The sequence below is a fragment of the Bradyrhizobium sp. USDA 4532 genome, assembly GCF_024171315.1.
GTDB lineage: Bacteria > Pseudomonadota > Alphaproteobacteria > Rhizobiales > Xanthobacteraceae > Bradyrhizobium > Bradyrhizobium australafricanum.
On the sequence record NZ_JALJZN010000001.1, the window covers coordinates 3,880,679 to 3,900,765 of the forward strand.

The following is a 20,087-nucleotide window of genomic DNA, read 5'->3' on the forward strand; positions in this document are numbered from 1 at the left end:
GATTCTCGGTCGATCATTGCAAAAAGCTTAGCTAGCATTGCTTCGCACTACAGCGATATGCAGCCATCCCGCGGCCGTCAACTACCAATCCCGGCGATTGATCTAGATGACAGAAACAGGTCACCTTCGACTGATGAACGCTTCTCGGTCCGCCGCAGGCGCAGACACTTAGCATGCTTCACCAATCACAATCAGTTCGCGCCAAAGCGTCTAATCGAGCCGCCGACCATCACCTTCGCAAAGGCTGCGCACTCAGGTCTGCTCCAGCAGCGAACTTTCCCTCCTCACGGAGACGCATGACGGCCTCTCAGCCGCAGTAGCCGGGCGCGCGGGATTCAAGGGCCTCTGGGCGCCGGGTCTATCGATCTCTTGCTCGCTGGGCTGCCGCGATGCCAATGAAGTATCGTGGAGTCAACTCGCCGACGCAGTCGAACGGATCGTTGACTCGACCGAACTGCACGTCCTGGTCGACGGCGATAGCGGATTCGGAAATTTCGACAACGCCCGCCTGCTGGCGCGCAAGCTCCATCAGCGCGGTGCTGGCGGGATTGCGCTGGAGGATAGCTGTTTTCCGAAGACAAACTCGCTTATCGGCGAGCGGCATCCCCTTGCGGATACCGCCGAGTTCGTAGGCCGTCTACGGGCAGTGAAAGACACAGTTGCAGAGGACTTGGTCCTGGTGGCCAGGATCGAGGCGTTGATCGCCGGCCGCGGAATAGACGACGCAATTTCGCGTGCTCATGCTTACGCGGATGCGGGTGCTGATGCTATTTCTTATTCACTCCCGGAAGAGCAGCGCGGATGAGATCCTTTCGTGCGCCGCACGCGTGGCGGAACCAGCTGCCTATTGTGCTCGTTCCAACGAAGTACTATCGAACACCGGCCTCTGAATATCGGAAAGCACGCATCTCCACGGTCATCTGGCCCAATCATGCAAGTGGCGGAGATGCGGCGGGTCTGCCGTCGCATCCTAACCGAGGAGAATACGACCAGCATAGAGCCCGGCATAGCAACGCTCGACGAGGTGTTCGCTCGGCGCGTCATCACCCGCGGCCGGCATCAGTTGGGGAGGACCACGAGCCCATTGAGATCGCTGAATTTTGGCGACAGATCGAGTACGACAGGTTTGCTCTGCATTGGGAAGCACATGGGCTCCATTACGGTCTCCTCAAGCTCATCGACAATTGGCTCGACCAGAGTCATGTCGTCGTCGCCAATGGCTTGCGCTCCGTAGGGCCCGAAGCACGTCGCCGCTATGCCAATCTACAGGTCATCCGGATTACGGCATCGCCAGCCGTGCTCGCGGAACGGCTGGCGATGCGCGGACGTAAGGGAAATAAAGCTCAAAAGGAGCGCATAGCGAGAAGCGGCACGATCGACGTTGACCTCAACGACGCGCTGACGATTGACAACTCGGGCAACTTCATCTCTACCGGAAATCAGTTCATCGAAACTGTTCTGAGCGAATTGCCAGCAGATACTCACATTGAACACTATGCCGGACGCGGAAACGATGCATGAACTCATTACTGACGCGCGTTATCTGTTTGCGTCCGCCGCGCGAGCGAGTTGGATCCAAGGTCGCCGTGCCGGCACGAACGCCTCCAGCGGCACCTCGATTCACCGGGTTTAATGACAATTGCGTGGCGCGAGCTCCGTCCGGAGACACGCAACCATCGCATCGATTCTTCGAGATCCAGAATGGCGGTCCGCCACCACGGACCGCAGGTGTGGACGAGCACCTGCTAGAGGCCGCAATTGAGACGACCTTCGCACTCTCTTCATTGCCCGGCGAGTACCAGGAACGAAAACTCGTATTAGATAGGTGACCATTCAAATACCCGAGCACCGTAAATCCCTTTGTATAGGTGGATCTGGCAAAAACGTTTTGGGTATAACCGTCACCCGCCAAACCGGTACTGGTCAGTATCACCACCGGGGGGTGCTGTAGCTCGTTAGCGAATTCAAACGTGAATGTCCCCGCTGCTTCGCGCGAGACACGAACTGTTTTGGCCGGAACTACATCTAAGCCAAGTTGTGGTCCCTTACTATCATCGTAGCGGCCATAGCAAATTATCCTTGGATCGTTTGTCATTGCAAAACAACTCCATGCTTCGGTGAGACTGGTTCGCGTGATTGAATATCCTCCCGACGTCGACTGTGTGACAGTGCGAACGACTTATCTATGGATAGGCGTAGCCATACACCCGACTTCCATTGAGCGTCCGTTCTGTACAAAGATTTGAACGCCGACAACGACACCATCTGTCAACATAACCATGCAGCGGGCATGGTCCGCACCGTGATGTTCGCTGTGAAACTGCACTCTCTCGCCCGAAGGAGCCGAAACTTGATCTGATTTGCGCCGGCGACACCTCTCAACGTTCATCTATGTGATCTGGGAAGACCTCGTTCCACAATTTCGACCAACGCAATCTGGAGCTATCTTCGACCAAGAACCGTGCACAGCTCATTCGCTGCGGTATTGCAGCGGCATCGGCTATCTAGCGACTGACCGATTTCGAACCTGATCCTCTCCTTACCCCCGACGGCGGACAGAACGATTGCGGATTGGCAACGAGTGAATAAGGGGGCGCCGTCACTCGAACGCGGGATGTAAACCGACGATTCTCTTCTGGTTGTTCATTGACATTCACTCACTCTGTGCGAGAGTAGTTGCGTTTTCGCAAAGAGGCCCTTCTGACCACTTCGAACCTATGAAGAGCTTGACGGCATTAGCAGCTCCTAACTGAGCATTTTGACCTTCGTTGTTCCGCCAATGATTTTGAGGGAGTGGATTATGATCCGGCTTGCGACGAACTTAGCCATTCTTGCCTGCGGCGCGGCTCTCAGCTGTTTTCACATAAGTGGTGCGCTTGCCTGGGGCGACGAAGGTCACGAAGTGGTGGCGCTCGTAGCGCAGTCATTCCTTGATGGAGATGTACGCAAGCGTGTCAATGCACTGCTTGCTGCCGATACCGACTCGCTTACGGCGCACGACATTGCGTCGGCGGCCACTTGGGCTGACAAGTTCCGGGACACGAACGCGAACAATGCTCGCGAGCGCACGCGGCAGTGGCATTTCGTTGACATCGAGATCACGGCTCCGAACCTTGACGATGCCTGCTTCAATCATCCCCCTGTGCCCAATGGAACGCCCGCCTCCGATGGGCCTGCATCCGATTGTGTGGTCGACAAGATCGATCAATTCGCGACCGAACTCGCCAACCCCGCCACCGATATCGAGGAACAAGTCGCCGCGCTCAAATTCTTGCTTCATTTCGTTGGCGACGTGCACCAGCCATTGCACAGCTCGGACGATCACGATCGTGGCGGCAATGCCAAGAGGGTCTCGGCGGCAGGGCTAAGCGCAGGGAATCTTCATCATTTTTGGGACACCGAATTCGTAGACCAGTTGGGGCCCGATCCGCAAACGATTGCCTCCGATCTCATCGGGCACATCACGAAGGATCAGCAGACGCAGTGGCAATCGGGAAGCCCCGCCGACTGGGCCAAGGAGACGTTCGCGCTGTCGAAGGACGATGCGTATGGGCAGCTTCCAGCTCCCAACGCGCGTGGAAGCTTTCGGTTGACGGACGACTACGTCACGACCGCAACAAATGACGTCGGACTCCAGCTGAGCAAGGCGGGCGTACGGCTGGCGATGATCCTGAACCAGGCACTGCACAAACCATAGGACTTTCCGACGGCGAGGTCTGCGAAATTCGCAGCCGGCCGAAGAGACAATGAGGTCACGCTCAGACGTATCGTTTCAGACCAAGGATGTAAGCTCGCTTGTCAGGACGCTATAGGCTGCCTGGAGGCGCAGGCGGTCGAGGAGAGAAATGCCATGACCCAACGCGACGTCCATGCTGTTGTGCTCGTGATGCGGGATGGGCGCGGATCCGGCTTCGTATCATGGCCATGGCAATCGAAGCGACGCGGATCGCTGACGCGAGCGGGAGACGGCCGTGGCTAAGAGTGTGACTGGCCGCTTTGGTGTTGGCATCCTGGGCGATGCGACGGTCAAGCTAGGCGCGGTCGAAACCCTGATGACGTGCTTGCCGGAAATTTCGACGGGCAGTCGGCAAAAGCTGCTTGATGGCATTATCGCTGCCGCCGCCGAACACGGGCCATTAGATTTAGTGTACGGCCAGCTTAGTAACCGACACCAGCTGACGCTCGACGCCGAACAAGTCATTTCGGTGTGCCGGGAGATTGTCGATCACGCTGATGCGACGGTGCGTCGAACCTTTGCCAATCGTCTCGCTCGCGCCGACTGGGTCGAGGCTATGCCGTTTCTAGGGTATCTAGCGGGCGACACCGATACGAGGGTTCGCCGGAGAGCTTATGCCGGCGTGAAGCAACACGATCCGCCGCTCTTCCAGGCGCTAAAGACGATCGAGGAGTTGCCCACCGCCGCCAGGCGATTTGCGCCATCGCCGACTTCTTTCGATGTGCTGTCTCTGTCACCTGACATCGAATTGGATATGCTGCCGGAGGACTCACCGACTAGCCAGAAGGAATCGCCGGAGGCGACGCGGCCGTTCACGGCCATCAAACGGCGTACCTGTCTCGGCTACGCTCCCGACCTCAAGGCTCCCGGCCAAGGGGAGATCACCTTGCTGCTTCGGGTGGAGGGCGCCGAAGACGCCGCACGCAGTCTGGACATCCGCGTGCCCGCTGGAAAGGAACACGCGACGCTGCTTTTGCACGTTAGCTCACAGTCCGCTTCCCTGAAGGTTGAGCCTGAGGTCCAGACGATTCGCGTTCCGCGCAATGGCGACAGCGACGAAGCCCGCCTGCGGGTCACGGCGCTGCACGCGATCAACAGCGAAGGCGAAGTGGCCATCACGATTTTCGACGAGTTTCGCCTTGTCGGCAGCATCGCCGTCATGTTCCGAGCGGAGGTCCGTGATAGCACACTCATTCTCGAGAAGAGCCGCGATATGTTGTTCCGCGAAGCTGGCGACAGCGGAGCCGCGCCGTATATCGGTCCAACGATCCAGCTGTCGCTTACCAATGAAGCTCCTGCGCGCATCCAATTTCACATGCCGGCGCTGAACGAGTCGGGCCAACTAGAGATGGTGCCGCTCGGCAGCTCTCGCGACGACTACGACGCTTTCGCGGTGCTCAATGCCCTCGCCGCGGCGAGCACGCGGATCGAAGGCATCGAGAAGAATCTCGGCAACCCGCGTAAGGTCGGGGTCGAGAGCGTCGACCAGGTGCTGGAGCTACTGGCTATGGATTTCCATGGCATTGCGCGCGAGATCGTAGACAATCTGATCTCGCTGCAGACGCGGACCGTGCTCGCCCGCCTCGACACGAATGCGGTGGTACAATGGGTGCTCAAGAACCCGAAGCTCGACGCCGTTCCTTGGGAGCTGGCGTTTCAGACCGCCGCCCAGTCCACTCTCAAGGAGCCGATATTGCTGGTCCGGGTTCCAGTGCGTGACGACACCGGCGCAGCCGGCTCTCCGAGGACGGCCGCCAACGTGGCCGCATCACCGCAGACCAAACGGAGGCTTGTGTATGTGGTCGGCGATGGCGTGGCCTCCGACGCAACCACGCTGAACGGGGTGCTCGAGGTCGTCAACGTCGCCAGGAATAAGGACCTTGACGTTGTCCCCAATGTGACCGGCGGCGCCCGCGAGCCGATGAACCTGCTGAAGCTCAAGAACAGCGTCCCCCAGGCCGACATCATTCATTTTCTCTGTCACGGCATCGTCGAGTCCTCGGGCAGTCTGTATCTCAAGATCGAGAACAACCTCGGCGGCCAATTGTTGCCGCACCACATCCGCACTTTCGCGCTTCCGAAACAGCCATTGGTGTTCGTCAATGCCTGTTCGTCGGCGGCGGCGACATTTGGCGCAGTCGGATTCACCAGTTTCGCTCGCAGTTTTTTGGCCGCTGGTGCGTCAGCCTACATCGGAACGTTGGCCCCGGTCGTCACCGCGACGGCATTGCGCTTCGCGACCGCGTTCTTCGATGGCCTGCTGGGCAAGGGCCTCAGCATTGCCGGAGCGATGAATGCAGCGCACGCGGTTATGGCCGGCGACCCCGATCCGACGTGGCGTCTCTATGCGGTCTACGGCGACCTCGGCGTCGCTCGCGTGTCTGCGTCATGAAGACTGGGAGGGTCAGATGAATATGAAGGACTGGGTAATCGTCGTGCTGACGGCGGTGTTCGTAGCCCTGTATGTGCTTGCGCTCGCTGGCGTACTGCAGCCGCCGGGCAATGACAAGTTGGTGGTCCAGATCTCGCCAATCATCTCAGTGATCATCGGCTATTATTTCGGCAGGATACCGGGAGAAAAGAACGAGCAGACACTCCGGCAACAGGTTAATGACACCCGGGACGAGCGGCAGCAGGCGGTGGACCAGAGAGACCAGGCGCAGATCGAGCGAAACGATGCCGTCCAGCAGCGTGAGAGGTTGGCGACGAAGATTGCCGATGCAAAGGCGGCACTGAGCGCCGCTGCACCGGCAGCTCCGCCCGAGCAACTCGCCGCAACCCTCAGCGGCGGCGGGGCCGCGGCGCCTGACCCAGAGGCGGTGCAAAAGGCGGCCACGGCCGCCCTCAAGGTACTCGAAACCCCGTAAGCCGCCTCTACTCGACCATGTGGACGTCGCGATTCTGCTTGGCCGGGCCGGCAATTCAGAGCGTCTCAAATTGCACGATCGACGTCTTGCGCCAAGCGCTTCATGCAAACGGGTGGTATGGCAAACGCAACCTGCGAGGAGGATTTTACGATGCCGTTCGGAGACAACCAAGCGCCTCGACCTGAACGATCCTATCTCAATCTTTTTGAGCCCCCGCCACAGTTGGTTGAGCCCGCCGTCCGGGCCTGCCGGTTATTCAACACGACGCTGGACCTCATCTTCTACAATGTGCCGGCGTTAGCTATTCAGCTCGCCGAAAGAGACGCGCCGATGCGAGCCCGTGAGGAGAAACCTCCTTCCCGCATCGTCCAGTTCGATGCGCTCAGCGATCCGGAAGGCTCACTTCTCCTGATCGACGCCAATACCGCGCCCTACGTCCACAGATATACAGATGTGGAGCTGTTCCTGGCTTCACCTCACGCGGAGACGCGCGCTGTCGAGATCGCCACGATTACGGGAGTTGGGAGCTCGGCGCTCGGCAGCGCCGCGATGGCATGGGACATCTCTCGCGCGCTCGGAAAGCCCGTGCTTGCGATTGTTCCCGGATACGGCATGGCGGACGTCATGCTACAGGCACTTGGCGGGTGGTTCGGCTTCGGCCTCTACGACTATATGCATGCAAAGAGCCTGATCCAGAACACTCTCGCCAATGCCACGCCCCGGACCGCGAGCATCGGCCGTCAACTGTCGGCGTCCACACCGGACGCGAAGACGCTTCATGGCGCACCCGTTTTTCGCCACGGGTCCGGCTCCTCGGACGTACTGCACGCGCTCCTCCTTCATCGCGAGACTCCGTTCAGGCTGCTGGTTGGACACAGCAAGGGCGCCCTGCAGATTGGAAATGCGATCCGTTCCCTTCCGCCGGAGCGAACGCAAGACCTCCACGTCGTGACGCTTGGCTGCCCGATCTCGAGTGATGTCGAAGGCGTGCGCTACTATCAATACCTTGGGCTGTTCGACGCCCTGGGACAGCTCAATATGTGGGGACACCTGCCAAACAAATGGCCGCCGACCTGGCACAGCACTAACCCCAAGTTGCCGCCCGCAATGGCGGCGGGAACATACACGGTAGACGCGTTCCTGCCTGCTCCAAGCCGAGATTCACCGTCCACTTAACTGCTGTGCGACATTCATCGGCAGCGAAAGCCTAGCTGATAGGGAGCTCGACAGGTCCAAGATTCCGGCCAATTCCCGTATTCCTCGTTTAGGAGGCGCTCTACATGCGACGAAAGCAACCGTGGCCAGGGGAGCGTTCAACGTTATGGAGGTCATTGGACCGGATGGAAGCTGTGCTCACCACTGCGCTCTACCTAGCTTGGCGCGAAGAGCGCGGCCACCACGAAGGTCCCCCTCTGCAAAGCGTGTGAGAAGCACAACGGTACGTTTCGTACCGGAATGCGGCGACGCCATTGCCAATTCCGAGTCTCAAACCACCAACCGTCTTGCCTCGTGTCGCGGCAGTCCCGCATAGACTTGCGAGCGTCCTTCCCGCAGAATGAAGCGAAGTTCGGATTCGGGACACTCGCGCACAGGTCCAGTCCAACCATGGCACTCGCACCGCTGATCGTCTACGCCCATGTCGGGAAGCGCTTTGCCGACGGTCACGACGGCGAACGCATCACAGCCGTTGACGATGTCTCGCTCGATATTGCCGCGGGCGAATTCCTGGCGATCGTCGGCGCATCCGGCTCCGGCAAATCCACCTTGTTGCGGCTCGCCAACCGCCTGCTCGATCCCGACAGCGGCCGCATCATGGTGGAGGGCCAGGACGTGCGCGACCTCGATCCGGTGCGCTTGCGCCGGCGCATGGGCTACGTCTTCCAGAGCGGCGGGCTGTTTCCACACATGCGCGTTTTCGACAACATCGCCGTCACGCCGAGACTGCTCGGCTGGCCCACCGCCGAGATCGCCGCGCGGGTCGACGAGCTCCTCGACCTGGTGCGGCTCGATCGCTCCCTCCATCGCGATCGCCTTCCGCATGAACTGTCGGGCGGGCAGCAGCAGCGTGTAGGCGTGGCGCGGGCGCTCGCCGCCCGCCCCCGCATCATGCTGATGGATGAACCCTTCGGCGCCCTCGATCCGCTGACCCGCGATACCCTCGGCGAGGAGTACCGCGCGCTGCATCGCAGTCTCGCCTTGACCACGGTCATGGTCACCCATGACATGACAGAGGCGTTGCTGCTTGCCGATCGCATCGCGGTGATGCGGGCCGGACGGGTCATGGCGCAAGGCCAGCCGGCTGAGCTGTCAAACAATAACGACCCCTATGTGGCGGAGCTATTGCGTACGCCCAGGCGCCAGGCTGAGCGGCTAAACGCCCTGCTCCCGGGAGCAAGCGCGGGATGAGTTTCCTGACCGACCCTCGTTGGCGCGACGCTGCGGCGCACCTGCCGGATTACCTTGGCAGCCATGTTCAGGTCAGCCTGGCAGCGCTCGCGCTCGGGCTTGTGATCAGCCTGCCGCTCGCGATCCTCGCACGCAACGATGCCGTGATCCGCAGCATCCTGCTGGGCCTCGCCAGCGTCGTCCAGACCGTGCCAGGACTGGCGCTGCTCGCGCTGTTCTACCCGCTGCTGCTCGCCATTGCGTCGTTGACACTTCACTGGTTCGGCTTCGATTTCTCCGCGTTCGGATTTTTGCCCGCCATGCTGGCGCTGGCGCTTTACTCCATGCTGCCGGTGCTGCGCAACACCATCACCGGGCTGAACGGCGTCGATCCCGCGTTGCTTGAGGCGGCGCAAGGGGTCGGTATGACGCCGCGGCAATCGCTGTTCACGGTGGAATTGCCGTTGGCGCTGCCGGTGATCATGGCCGGCATTCGCACCTCGGCGGTGTGGGTGATCGGGACCGCGACATTATCGACGCCGATCGGGCAGACCAGCCTCGGCAATTACATCTTCGCCGGCTTGCAGACCCAAAATTGGGTGCTCGTGCTGTTCGGCTGCGTCGCCTCGGCGCTGCTGGCGCTCGCGGTCGATCAACTATTAACGCTCATCGAGCGCGGATTGCGCGAGCGCAAACGCCTCCGCACCATGCTCGGCAGCGTCGGGATCGCCGCACTGGTCGCGGCGACGCTGATCCCTTCGATGGCACGGACGCCATCGGCCTACGTCATCGGCGCCAAGACGTTTGCCGAGCAATATGTGCTCTCCGCGCTGATTGAGCAGCGGCTCCAGGCGGCGGGATTGCAGGCCTCGACGCGCGAGGGGCTCGGCTCCAGCGTGATTTTCCAGGCGCTCGCGGCCAACAACATCGACGTCTATGTGGATTATTCCGGCACGCTGTGGCTCAACCAGTTTCACCGCACCGATATGCCGCCGCGCGAAACCTTGCTCGCCGAGTTGAAGGAGATCCTGGCAAAACAGGACATTACCCTGCTCGGCGCGCTCGGTTTCGAGAACGCCTATGCGCTGGTGGTGCCGCGGCAGCGCGCCGATGCACTCGGTATTCACTCGATCACCGACCTGGCTGCGCACGCGCCGACGCTGTCGATTGCGGGCGACTACGAGTTCTTCTCGCGCCCCGAATGGACCGCCCTGCACAAGGCTTACGGCCTCGCATTTCGCACGCAACGACAGATGCAGCCGGATTTCATGTATGCGGCCGTGGCGAGCGGCAACGTCGACGTCATCGCGGGTTATACCAGCGAGGGGCGGATCAAGGAATACGACCTGGTGACGCTGGCCGATCCCAAGCACGCGATCCCGCCCTATGATGCGGTCCTGCTGCTGGCACCGCGGCGGGCGCATGATGCGGCGTTGCAGGCGGCGCTGAAGCCGCTGCTTGGCCGGATCGACATCACGGCGATGCGCGAAGCTAATTTGCGTGCCAGTGGCCGCGATGCGAACTCCTCGCCCGCCGCGGTGGCGCGTTGGCTGTGGCAGCGGATCGGTGGGCCGTAGACGCAAGCTCAGAGTATCAAATGGCTGGGAAGGCGGTGGACAGAAAGCGGTTGCCCTTCGCGCTGGCCGAGCGGCGGCGAGCGAGGGCGTGATGTGCGGCCCATGGTCACGAAGATGTTAAGCATTCCAGACATTGACCTACACGGGCAAAACAGCGGAGGGGCAGTTGAGCCCCTAGCCGGCTGCTGCAATGGCTGCGCGAGCGCATCGATGCGCAGATGGCCGCAGGGGACGACTGTCGCAGCGTGATCGATGCCATCAGGCCCCATACGCAGCGGCTCTGGCCTGCCGCTCGCTTCCGGGCGCCGTTTCCTCGAGCACGCACGGGCCTGGTGCGACATCCACCGCCATCGCACGGCGTCTGAGGTGGAGATGCGCCTCGCCCACGCGTTATCATCGGAGCGTCTCGCTCTGGTGGCTGCGAAGGTCGCCGGCATCGAGCCGATGCGGCCGGCGCTCTGGTTCGCTATCGCCGGCGGGGGTCAACAAGATACGGCCAGCCTCCAGGTCGGCTTGATCGTCGATTGCACGGGCATCGTTAAGGATCCGCGGGCGACCAACAATCCAGTCATCCGTCGCCTGTTTGAGCAGGGCCTGGCACGAGCAGACGCCCTACAGATCGGCATCGACATCGCGGATGATTGCGCCGTAATCAACCGGAACGGGACTGCTTCGCGGCGTCTGTTCGCGGTGGGCCCCTGACCCGCGCCGCGTCTGGGAGATCGTCGCGATTCCCGATACCCGCAACCAGTGCGCCGAGCTGGCGGCGCGCGTCACGGCCATCAGCGATCCGATCGTCGTTCCGCCGGACTTAGCGACGTTGAATGGAGAAGCGTCGTCGCCGACAGCGTCGATGCCCGCAACGCCGCTGTAAGGACCAGCTATACCGCGACTGCGTCTTTGGCAACCTTGAGCGGTGACGCTTTAACCGATTTGCTGGCAGGCTTGGCAGCGAATTTCATCGGCTCCTTCGTGAAGGGATTAACCCCCATGCGGGCCTCGGTAGCAGGCTTGTTCACGACCGACATTTTGACGAAGCCGGGAACGACGAACTCACCGGACTGATTCAATTCCTTGTAACCGATAGTCGCCAGCTCCTCGATGACGGCCTTTACGTCAGTCTTCGATAGCTGCGTTCCTTCAGCAATCGCGTCAATTACCTGGTTCTTGGTCATCTTGGCCATGATTAACTCCTTTGAGAGGCGCAGAACGGTTCATAACCCGATCAACCGATGTCCGAACGTGGTCGTGCCAGTGCACGAGGTCGAGCGGTTTGACCGCGAATTCGTGTCTCCTGTTCGCGATCGCCAGGCAGCGAGGGTGGCATTTCATGGCGGTCAAGAAAGAGCTCCAGGACGCCGGCGTCGAGCCCGTGTTCAATCCGAAAACGATCGGGGCGGCGTTCTATCGGAGGGCGTTAATTTGCTGCAGCCCGGGTATTGGGACGCCAATTGCCGCGGAGCGGGACAGCCTCTTGCATATAACATAATTTCGATTATAATAATTCAGATTATCAAGTATTAGTCAAAATGACCGCTTTCATCGGACGCCACCAGGACCTTGCTGTTCTTGAACGTGAATTCGAAGCCCAACGTGCATCATTAGTTATTCTGTATGGGCGACGCCGCGTCGGCAAATCAACGCTTATCCAAAAGGCATCCCTGGATCGGTCGGCCATCTATTTTCAAGCGACCCTTGTCGACGATTCCCTCAACCTCGCTGCCTTCAAAGGGGAGATATCCCGCGTTCTCGGGAGCGATCCGATAATCGATGGAATCTCCGATTGGCTCGGCGTCCTGCACTACGTCGCCAAAAAAGCCGAAAAAACCAAAGGGCTCATCCTTGTTCTTGACGAATTTCCTTACCTCGTCGGCGGCAACTCGGCGCTTCCGTCCATCATGCAAAAGTTCTGGGATTCGAAAGTCGCCGAGCCCGGCGCCTTGAAAATCGTTCTCTGCGGATCGTTGATCGCGCAGATGGAAGAACTCCTCGCTGGGCGCAATCCCTTATATGGCCGCAAGACGCTGGCCCGCGAAATCCTTCCCATGTCGCTCAGAGAGGCCGCCGAATTCGCGCCGCAATGGGATCCGGTCGACCAGATATCTCTCTTTTCTATCCTCGGCGGCGTTCCGTACTATTTGAGCATGTGCGACGCATCGCAGTCGCTTGCCCACAACGTCCAAAACTTGTTCCTCGTCCCCTCGGCGCCCCTTCAAGAGGAGCCGGAATTCTTACTTCGAGCCGAAGTCAATGAACCGCGTCGCTATGCGAGCGTCGCGGCCGCTATCGCAGATGGCGCGACCAAAGCCTCTGAAATCGTCGCCCGTATCCCGGGGCTGAAAGAGGTAGCTCAGCTTTCGCCTTATCTCGTCCGCCTGCAGCAGATGCGCGTGATCGCGCGTGAGCGGTCTCTGGACGCCGATGAGCATGCGCGCAATCACAAATATTCGCTGCAGGATCCGCTCTTCAGGTTCTGGTATCGGTTCGTGCGCCCCAATCTCGGAGCTCTTGGCCGTGGATTCGGAGCCGAAGTTTGGAAGCGGAACATCCACCCTCAAATGAACAATTACATGGGACCGGCGTTCGAAACCGTCGCGCGCGATCACCTGCGTGATCATGCCCAAGAGCGCTTCGGCGTCCCGGCCTCCGAAATCGGCCGAGTCTGGGGGAATGATTTCGAGATCGACATCGCCGGCCGGCTCCTCGACGGATCCGCGGTCTTCGGCGAGTGCAAGTGGGAAAACGCGATGATCGGCGAATCCATCCGGAAGCACCTCGAGGAGTGCATTGCAAAGACCCGATATGCGGAAGAGTCTCAAGCGAGACACCTTGTTTTCTTCGCTCGCAAGGGCTTTTCTGACGCCTTGCGGAAAGCTTCCGAGATTGACAGTAGCGTTCAGTTGATCGACCTGGAGGAGTTGGTGCAAACACCAGAACCGCATCCCGCGCCTCGCGGACCCTGAGGTTTTTGACATGTCGTGGATCGACGAAGTGAAAGACAGGCCCGACCGTCCAGCAGTTCATCGAAATCGCTGGTAAGGAGCGCATTGCCAAATTGCCTCATCGTTCCCCTGCGCTTCATTGCTGTTGGGAAGCAATCTATGTGAGGCAACAACTCAGCATTCAAGACCTTTCTGGCGACGCAATGCGTTTACGTCTTGAAAGGGTTTGCTGCTCTGTCCGATACGCGAGTGCCGAGCCACGTCGCTTACTGACTTCACTATCCAGCGCGGGCGCGGTAGGGACAGCGTCGGCTTCAATCGGCCGGCGACACTGTCGTGCGCAAAACGGGGACAGCAGAAGCCAGCAGATCCACGCTGAAGGTCCAGTGAACGTTGAGGGTGCCAGCGTGGGAACAATCGATAAGCGGATCTGTGAAACGAGCATCGACGCAAATTTCGGCGCGGCGGCGATGCATCAAGAGAGTGAGAAAGTCCCTGCCCCATCTCGCCCCGATGCGCCCGCTTGCGGTAATTGAGGCGAAGAACAGGGCCAGATTGCCGGTCTGGAAACCGAGCTTCGTCCAGACCAATTCTGCCCAGTTGGCGGTCGGAATCGGAAGCTCGGGGAGCTCGATGAAGAGTGTTTCGATCTGAGCGGTGTCATAGGCGAAGAGCCGCCCTTTCTTCTTGCGCCACGCGATCAGTACCTGGTTCGTCCCGGACTCCAGAGCGAGCGCCGCTTGTTCAGACGGATCGACCAGTATGAGGCGGCAGCCGGAGTACAATTGGGATCGAATGTTGCGGTCGGCATTCCAGGGCAGGTTCATGAGCGGCTGACCCTTTCAGCGAACAGCCCGTAACTATCGGCGTTGGTCATGTGTTGGGTTGTCGAAAGGTGACCGAATCTTGGTTCGTACGCGTAGGCATGGTCGTCGGTGCCCAACAACAGATGTGTTGCCTCGTGCACGACCGTTGAGGATCGGAAGCGATCGGGGTAGGCGAAGTGCCCTTCATGCAAATTGATTCCGCTCGCGGAAGTCAAGCGCCTGAGTTGATTTACCCCATAAGACGCGCCGATCATTGCCGCGGCAAATCCACCGAACAACACCGCACCTAGCGCCACAGCACGCTCTACGTGCCGTTCCTCAACAGACCTGCCGCGATGGAGCATCGCAAAACCACGATGGTAGGCACTCATGCCCGCCAGAAACAGGCCCAAACCCGACCATCCCGAGCTGACCGAACGGGACCGCAGTGACCGCGGAACGATACGCCAGTCTGGCCAGCAGATGGGGCTGCCTCTGACGTAAGCCAACGCGACATTGGATTCCGGCCGAATCCGATAAAGAGGAACATCGACAAACCACGCCTTAAAACGCTGCGCTCGGGTTAGTGGCTCGTCGCGATTGAGATAGCTGGCCACCTTCCTGTAGTTCGTGAGGATTTCTTGGATGTCGGCGACGTCCTGTTTTCTCGTGCCCGCGATACCAAAATATTGGCTCAGGGTCGCTCTCACGTCTTGCTCCACGTCTTCGCGCGTGACGGGATCCAGGTAGGCTTCCAGCTTCTGGATGGTAAAGCGGACAATGCCCTTCGCCCGTTCATGGTCCCTCGCAACAATGTCTTGGTAGTTGTGCAATTGTCGAGGCGTTCCGCGTATCTCGACCCCATTGGTGCCCGAAGGATTGATCAGTGACGACAAGTTATGATTGATATAGCTGTCGATGTTGATGATGCGAGCGTCGTCGGGATAAGTATCCATTCGTCGGCGCCCTATCAGGAGGGGCCGGAGGCCAACGGCTTGGAGTTCTTGCCCGTCAGGCGTGAGGCTCCTGAGGTGAGGCAGCGCTGGCTTGAGAGAGTCACGAACGTCCCCATTGGGTGTCATGTGCTCCTGCCTATCGTAGGCCGGCAACCTTGGGGGACGGTCAGTCCGCCGAGTAGCCATCGAGTCCTTGTCTTCTGTTGGAAGCAAATGATCACGTCCCCTAACAACCCCGAAATTGGGGTCACGTACGCGGGGCAATAACGTGTCGGCTTGGCGGACGATGATCTCGTCTGGTCTGCCTATTAGGCGGAACATGGCCGTGTAGTTCACGTGGCCGATCGTGAAATTTGTTTCCGGCTGAGACGCGCTCGGCAGTACTCCATTGGAGAGCATTGCGGCCCTGAGCTCGGGTGACGCGGGTTTGTCGCCGTGCTGCCAAGCTCGAACGTACATTGCTAAATTTGGAGCCGCAGGCGCGCGTACACTTTGCTCAGCCAGATAGGTGGGCCACGGCGCCCTCCGGAGAGGGCTAGGTGTATTCCAATTGCGGGCTGGCAACTGGTTAACTAAGTCCACTCCCAACCGAAACTCCGTCGAAAGCGGCAACCGCGTGGGTTCATCAGCCACTCCCAAATCTCCCCTTCATGTCGCTGACTTGAAGACCCTGAAGGGCCCACATCCTATGAATGCATCTGCAAATGCTGAACTTCCCAGCCCGAACGATTCTAACTCAATCCCCCAGCAAATGCCGGGCCTAAACATCGGGGAGTGTTCACAGAGGATCGCGATTGTTGACGAAAAGCTCCTGCGAACTGAAAATCAGAGAAGTCAATTGGCTTGCGCTCTGGCTCCCAAGGATCGTTGTAGTACAATGTGTTTGCTTCCAGACCAGTCAGTATGAATACATGCGGATCCACTGACGGCAGATGCAGCGCAGCCCAGATCGACCCTCGTGTCTCCAAACGTCTCAACGACAAAATCGCGCGTAAATCCGTCAGGCGGCTCTACGAGCCTCTCTAATCCTTCGTAGAGAGCCACCAGTCAAACTCGCGAACGTTGAGGCCTAAGTCGGGCCGCCAAAGCGTAGGCAAACCGAGGCGAGGCTCTGGGCGAAAGTAGTATGACACCATACGAGCGGAGGCATACCAACAAGCGTTAATCCCGTGCGGCCGGATGTTTCCGCAATAATCTGGTCGCATGTTCAATTGACCATCATAGCCATGCTGTTGGCCGGCAAGCGGAGCATTCGCTCGTATATCTCGCACTTTACAGCATTCGCTAAATTGACGGGCTCAAAGCTACGCAAATAGCGTGCCGTCCGGCCAAGCGCAGCCGCAGACGATCCGGGACTGGTGGTGCCTCGAGGAGCGGTTCGGTTCGGCGCGATCTACGAGGAGAGGCCGGCCGGCCGCCGCTGCCGACGCGGCTGATGGCGGGATTGGCGATCCTCAAGCACAGCGACAACCTTTCCGGTGACGCTGCTTGTGAGCGCTGGATGGAGAGCCCCTGTTACGATTGACTAAGCACCGACGCAGGTTAACCCCAGACGGCCGGGAAATATTCGCGCTATTCGCGCCCCGCCTTCGCTCGCGGGAGTTTCGTTTCACTCGCGCCGGCAAACTGGACAAGCAATAGCCTCACCCGATGTTACCATCAGATGAAGCTTTCCAAGCAAGGGCATGCTGGCACCGTGCTGAGAACCAGCGCACAGCAACGTTACTGGACCGACTGACACAGACCTGACGGCGGGAGCTATTTGCTTCTCGATGTGTCTGTTTGGTTACGAAAGGGGGTAAATCGCCCAGGGTAAGGAATTCGAGCGCCCCACCTACAATACATGCGAGGCGAAGCATCCACGAGTTGATGCTTCCAACCACGGACCATTCGAGTGGCTACCGCTCCCGGAATGCTCGTGTCATGGTGTCCTCAAGCGGCTTGGCGATGTACCATAGGAAAGTCCGTTCCGTGGTCTTGATGAAGACCTCAACCGGCATTCCGGGCGTCGGACTGAAATGCGGCAGGTTCGCAGCTTCTGCCGCATTCAAGCGCACCCCACGACATAGACGTCCGTCGGACCCCGGCGGTGATTGCAAGGAGTCAATCATAGTAATCAGCGAAGAAATTAACCGACCCGACGTTCAAAGTGATCGCGGGCCACCGCGAGGTGTCAAAGGACTACGATGACGCTGGCGCCATATAAAAGCGAAATTTATCCCAGGGCCCGAAAATGAGGCCGTCGGGTGATCCTCACTTCTCAGGAACGCGTCGCAGCCCGTTCGCCGCTTCCCATGCGCTCGCCCATGGTCCTCGATTTCAGCCACCAGGGTGGTACGTGAGATAATAGCGATCGCCTTTCAACTCGGCCGCGTAGAGGTGACGGTGAATTTGGAAAATCGTAACTTCTTCGCCGCGCGCGGTCGGCAGCCGCCCTCGTTCACGTAGTGCATCCTCCAGGTGCGCCGGAACCTGTTTCTTACCGTCGTGCCAGTCGCTGTGGGTCCAGTTATCGCCGACCACATCTCCGAAATCCGGCAGTTGCTCCTCCTCCCCGGGCCCTGCCATGGCAGACGACGATGCCCCTCGCGCGGATGCCAGTGAGGCTGTGACGCCTGTACTTGACGACCAGTAGGGCTCCGCTCCAACTGGAACGGTAAGAGCAATGGTCGTGCCCGACGGATTGGTCAAAGTTGCCCGCCTTCTCGTTGCCGGCGACTCCGGCGCATAGGCCCGGCCATGGACGTAAAGATGTGACGGCTGCGAACTCCTCGGCGGGCTGCCGGATCTGACCAATTCGTCTCTCACGGAATCCGGTACCGAAACCGATCGCACGCCGTGATCGAAGCCCAAGGGAACCCAAGGGCTGAGATCTGTCGCTGACATCCGAGGTTGGGGGCCCTGCTGCCCACCTAAGCCGACGTGTGGTTCGAAATCCTCATCTCGTATCCTAGCCCGCACACCGAATGCTGGGAATGGCAAGTGCCCCGGCAGGTCAAAATGGCTTAAGCCTCCGGCCAATTTCCCCTCGACCTTTTGTTTCGAACTGCTGGACTCCCCCACATCCCGCGGGCTCTGTGTTGCGAGTTTCTCGGTCCGAATTTTCTCCAACTCGGAGATAAAGTGCGCCGACCATTTCTGGATGGGATACTCTCGAAGCTTCGCCATCATCTTCTCCCAGCGGCAGATGCGCTTGGGCAGTGACATTGAAAGTGCGATCGCTATCTTCTCTGCTATGTCTTCGATGTCGTTGGGATCGATGAGCAGCGCCCCGTCGAGTTCCTTGGCCGCGCCGGCATATTTCGACAAAACGAGCACACCGGGTTTGCTAGGGTCTTGCGCGGCAACATACTCTTTCGCTACGAGATTCATCCCGTCACGCAACGATGTTACCACGCCGACACGTGCGGCGCGGTACAGACCCGCGAGCACCGGCTGACTCTGAGGCTTCGTTTCGTGACGGATCGGCACCCAGCCATCCGCGCCGTGGCGAACATTGACATCGTCGACAAGACGCGCGACATCCTGCTGATAGTCATCGTAGCTTTTGATGCCGGATCGTGAGATGGTCGCGATCTGCAAAAGGCAGATGCTGCGCGGGTCTTTGTTCAAAGCGTGATTGATAGCCCGAACGCGATTGTCGAGACCCTTGGTGTAGTCGAGCCGGTCGACGCCGACGGCAAGCTTCTCACGATCGAGACCTTCCAGTAGCGACGAGACATCGGCATTCGAACTCGCGTCTGCAGCATATTGTGCAAATTTTTCTGTATCTATGCCGATCGGAAATACTTGGCATCTTGTGATGCCACCACGGTGTGCAATCACAACACCGTCTTCGCTGGGTGTGAGGTCGAGATCGGCACGGACGCAGGCAAGGAAATTCTGCCGATCCTCGTCGGTCTGAAAGCCTACCAAATCATACGCAAGCATCGATTCGATCAGTTCGCGACGATGCGGTCCCAGCTGCACGTCGGGCGGCGGCCATGGCGTGTGCAGGAAGAAACCGATCGGCCGATCGACGCCCCGATCACGCATCTCAGCGCCGAGCGTGAGGAAATGATAATCATGCACCCAGAACGCGTCCCGGTCCCTATACTCGAGCAGCGCGTCCGCCATGAGGGCGTTGATTTTGCGATAGCTATTATAACCACCTGGCGAGGAGGAGACCCGCTCTGTCAGCGAATGTAACGCCGGCCATAGTTCCGAATTCGAAAAGCCCTCGTAATAGCGGTGATAATCCTCGGCAGGCAGATCCACCCTCACGAGCTTGCCTCCACCGAGCGCCACGACGAGCGGTTCAGCCTCCGACGGGCGCCTCGGCCCCACCCAAATCGCGCCGGATTGTTGCACCACGGGAACCAGCGCGGCCTCAAGCCCGCCTGTCCTTGGTTCAAGGGCGTTGCTGCCGGCAACCCGGTTCGAGACGACGACGAGATTCACAAGTCATCCTTTCCCGTCTGGATCTGCGTTTGCCGGGCGTTCGATCAATTTGCCACGCCTGATCGCTGACTTTTACGGCCTGCTGCCCGCCCCACTTCGACGATTTCATGCGGGCTTCGTCGGCTGCTAATGAACACAGCGCGCAGCTTCGAATAACGAGCGTAGGCCCTCGCTGCCCGACAAGGCGAACGGTCATTCCGGCGCCGAGCGCACCAACGGCTTCGTCGCGCGAAGGCGGCCTTCGCAAGCCAACGAAGCACCGGTTTTCTGCAGACAGAACGGCCTGTACTTTTCGGCCAGCCGCACCTGGTCTTCTATCTGACCACTCGAGCGGCCTTGCGGGACGATGATTCCGCGGCAGCAAATCGCGGCTACCTC

At 59.5% G+C, this 20,087-nt stretch carries 13 protein-coding genes and 3 pseudogenes; 11 read left to right on the forward strand and 5 right to left on the reverse strand.

From position 1 onward, the window contains the following. Positions 1–244: 244 nt before the first annotated feature. The 9 genes and pseudogenes from J2R76_RS18060 to J2R76_RS18100 all read left to right on the forward strand — a co-directional run. Positions 245–1,030: pseudogene (locus tag J2R76_RS18060) on the forward strand (isocitrate lyase/phosphoenolpyruvate mutase family protein); the annotation flags it as partial. Positions 1,031–1,317: 287 nt separating this feature from the next. Further along, positions 1,318–1,521: a hypothetical protein gene (locus J2R76_RS18065; protein ID WP_253624420.1), complete on the forward strand. Its 204-nt coding sequence runs from the start codon at positions 1,318–1,320 to the stop codon at positions 1,519–1,521. A gap of 1,279 nt (positions 1,522–2,800) precedes the next feature. Beyond that, positions 2,801–3,697 carry a S1/P1 nuclease gene (locus J2R76_RS18070; protein WP_253624421.1) on the forward strand — a complete coding sequence of 299 codons (897 nt, stop codon included), beginning with the start codon at positions 2,801–2,803 and terminating at the stop codon, positions 3,695–3,697. 274 nt (positions 3,698–3,971) lie between these two features. Next, positions 3,972–6,128 (forward strand): CHAT domain-containing protein, encoded by a 2,157-nt coding sequence (locus tag J2R76_RS40830; RefSeq protein ID WP_253624422.1) that lies wholly within the window; start codon positions 3,972–3,974, stop codon positions 6,126–6,128. Between the two features lie 16 nt (positions 6,129–6,144). After that, positions 6,145–6,603, forward strand: coding sequence for a hypothetical protein (locus J2R76_RS18080; protein WP_253624423.1), 459 nt, complete (start codon positions 6,145–6,147; stop codon positions 6,601–6,603). 150 nt (positions 6,604–6,753) lie between these two features. Beyond that, positions 6,754–7,779: a hypothetical protein gene (locus tag J2R76_RS18085; protein WP_253624424.1), complete on the forward strand. Its 1,026-nt coding sequence runs from the start codon at positions 6,754–6,756 to the stop codon at positions 7,777–7,779. Positions 7,780–8,208: 429 nt separating this feature from the next. After that, positions 8,209–9,009, forward strand: coding sequence for an ATP-binding cassette domain-containing protein (locus tag J2R76_RS18090; RefSeq protein ID WP_253624425.1), 801 nt, complete (start codon positions 8,209–8,211; stop codon positions 9,007–9,009). Further along, complete coding sequence (locus J2R76_RS18095; protein WP_253624426.1) at positions 9,006–10,565, forward strand: ABC transporter permease/substrate-binding protein; 1,560 nt, start codon at positions 9,006–9,008, stop codon at positions 10,563–10,565. Before J2R76_RS18090 ends, J2R76_RS18095 begins: the two co-directional genes overlap by 4 nt. 372 nt (positions 10,566–10,937) lie before the next feature. Next, a complete protein-coding gene (locus J2R76_RS18100) occupies positions 10,938–11,267 on the forward strand; it encodes a hypothetical protein (protein WP_253624427.1) in 330 nt (109 codons plus the stop codon). Positions 11,268–11,446: 179 nt separating this feature from the next. Here the strand turns inward: J2R76_RS18100 and J2R76_RS18105 are convergent, their stop codons facing one another. After that, positions 11,447–11,749, reverse strand: coding sequence for an HU family DNA-binding protein (locus J2R76_RS18105; RefSeq protein WP_253624428.1), 303 nt, complete (start codon positions 11,747–11,749; stop codon positions 11,447–11,449). A 345-nt stretch (positions 11,750–12,094) separates the two neighbouring features. On the opposite strand from J2R76_RS18105, the gene J2R76_RS18110 reads away from it, so the two are divergent. Continuing rightward, positions 12,095–13,528, forward strand: a complete 1,434-nt coding sequence (locus tag J2R76_RS18110; protein WP_253624429.1) for an ATP-binding protein — start codon at positions 12,095–12,097, stop codon at positions 13,526–13,528. Positions 13,529–13,821: 293 nt separating this feature from the next. Here J2R76_RS18110 and J2R76_RS18115 read toward each other — a convergent pair whose 3' ends face one another. From J2R76_RS18115 to J2R76_RS41000, 3 genes are all read right to left on the reverse strand, one after another. Further along, positions 13,822–14,334, reverse strand: coding sequence for a hypothetical protein (locus J2R76_RS18115; protein WP_253624430.1), 513 nt, complete (start codon positions 14,332–14,334; stop codon positions 13,822–13,824). Further along, positions 14,331–15,269, reverse strand: a complete 939-nt coding sequence (locus tag J2R76_RS18120; protein ID WP_253624431.1) for a M35 family metallo-endopeptidase — start codon at positions 15,267–15,269, stop codon at positions 14,331–14,333. The genes J2R76_RS18115 and J2R76_RS18120 overlap by 4 nt, the downstream gene beginning before the upstream one ends. A gap of 731 nt (positions 15,270–16,000) precedes the next feature. Next, entirely contained in the window at positions 16,001–16,252 is a 252-nt protein-coding gene (locus J2R76_RS41000) for a papain-like cysteine protease family protein (protein ID WP_375166502.1), read from the reverse strand. 396 nt (positions 16,253–16,648) lie between these two features. On the opposite strand from J2R76_RS41000, the pseudogene J2R76_RS18125 reads away from it, so the two are divergent. Further along, positions 16,649–16,788: pseudogene (locus tag J2R76_RS18125) on the forward strand (transposase); the annotation flags it as partial. Positions 16,789–18,335: 1,547 nt separating this feature from the next. Here the strand turns inward: J2R76_RS18125 and J2R76_RS41005 are convergent. Further along, positions 18,336–19,709 (reverse strand): annotated as a pseudogene (locus J2R76_RS41005) (trehalose-6-phosphate synthase); the annotation flags it as partial. Positions 19,710–20,087: the final 378 nt, after the last annotated feature.

Excerpts from the sequence above, each read along its gene's own strand:
- J2R76_RS18065 (WP_253624420.1), top strand. The coding sequence starts at position 1,318 with ATGCGCGGACGTAAGGGAAATAAAGCTCAAAAGGAGCGCATAGCGAGA.
- J2R76_RS18070 (WP_253624421.1), top strand. The coding sequence starts at position 2,801 with ATGATCCGGCTTGCGACGAACTTAGCCATTCTTGCCTGCGGCGCGGCT.
- J2R76_RS18080 (WP_253624423.1), top strand. The coding sequence starts at position 6,145 with ATGAATATGAAGGACTGGGTAATCGTCGTGCTGACGGCGGTGTTCGTA.
- J2R76_RS18085 (WP_253624424.1), top strand. The coding sequence starts at position 6,754 with ATGCCGTTCGGAGACAACCAAGCGCCTCGACCTGAACGATCCTATCTC.
- J2R76_RS18090 (WP_253624425.1), top strand. The coding sequence starts at position 8,209 with ATGGCACTCGCACCGCTGATCGTCTACGCCCATGTCGGGAAGCGCTTT.
- J2R76_RS18095 (WP_253624426.1), top strand. The coding sequence starts at position 9,006 with ATGAGTTTCCTGACCGACCCTCGTTGGCGCGACGCTGCGGCGCACCTG.
- J2R76_RS18100 (WP_253624427.1), top strand. The coding sequence starts at position 10,938 with ATGCGCCTCGCCCACGCGTTATCATCGGAGCGTCTCGCTCTGGTGGCT.
- J2R76_RS18105 (WP_253624428.1), bottom strand. The coding sequence starts at position 11,749 with ATGGCCAAGATGACCAAGAACCAGGTAATTGACGCGATTGCTGAAGGA.
- J2R76_RS18110 (WP_253624429.1), top strand. The coding sequence starts at position 12,095 with ATGACCGCTTTCATCGGACGCCACCAGGACCTTGCTGTTCTTGAACGT.
- J2R76_RS18115 (WP_253624430.1), bottom strand. The coding sequence starts at position 14,334 with ATGAACCTGCCCTGGAATGCCGACCGCAACATTCGATCCCAATTGTAC.
- J2R76_RS18120 (WP_253624431.1), bottom strand. The coding sequence starts at position 15,269 with ATGGATACTTATCCCGACGACGCTCGCATCATCAACATCGACAGCTAT.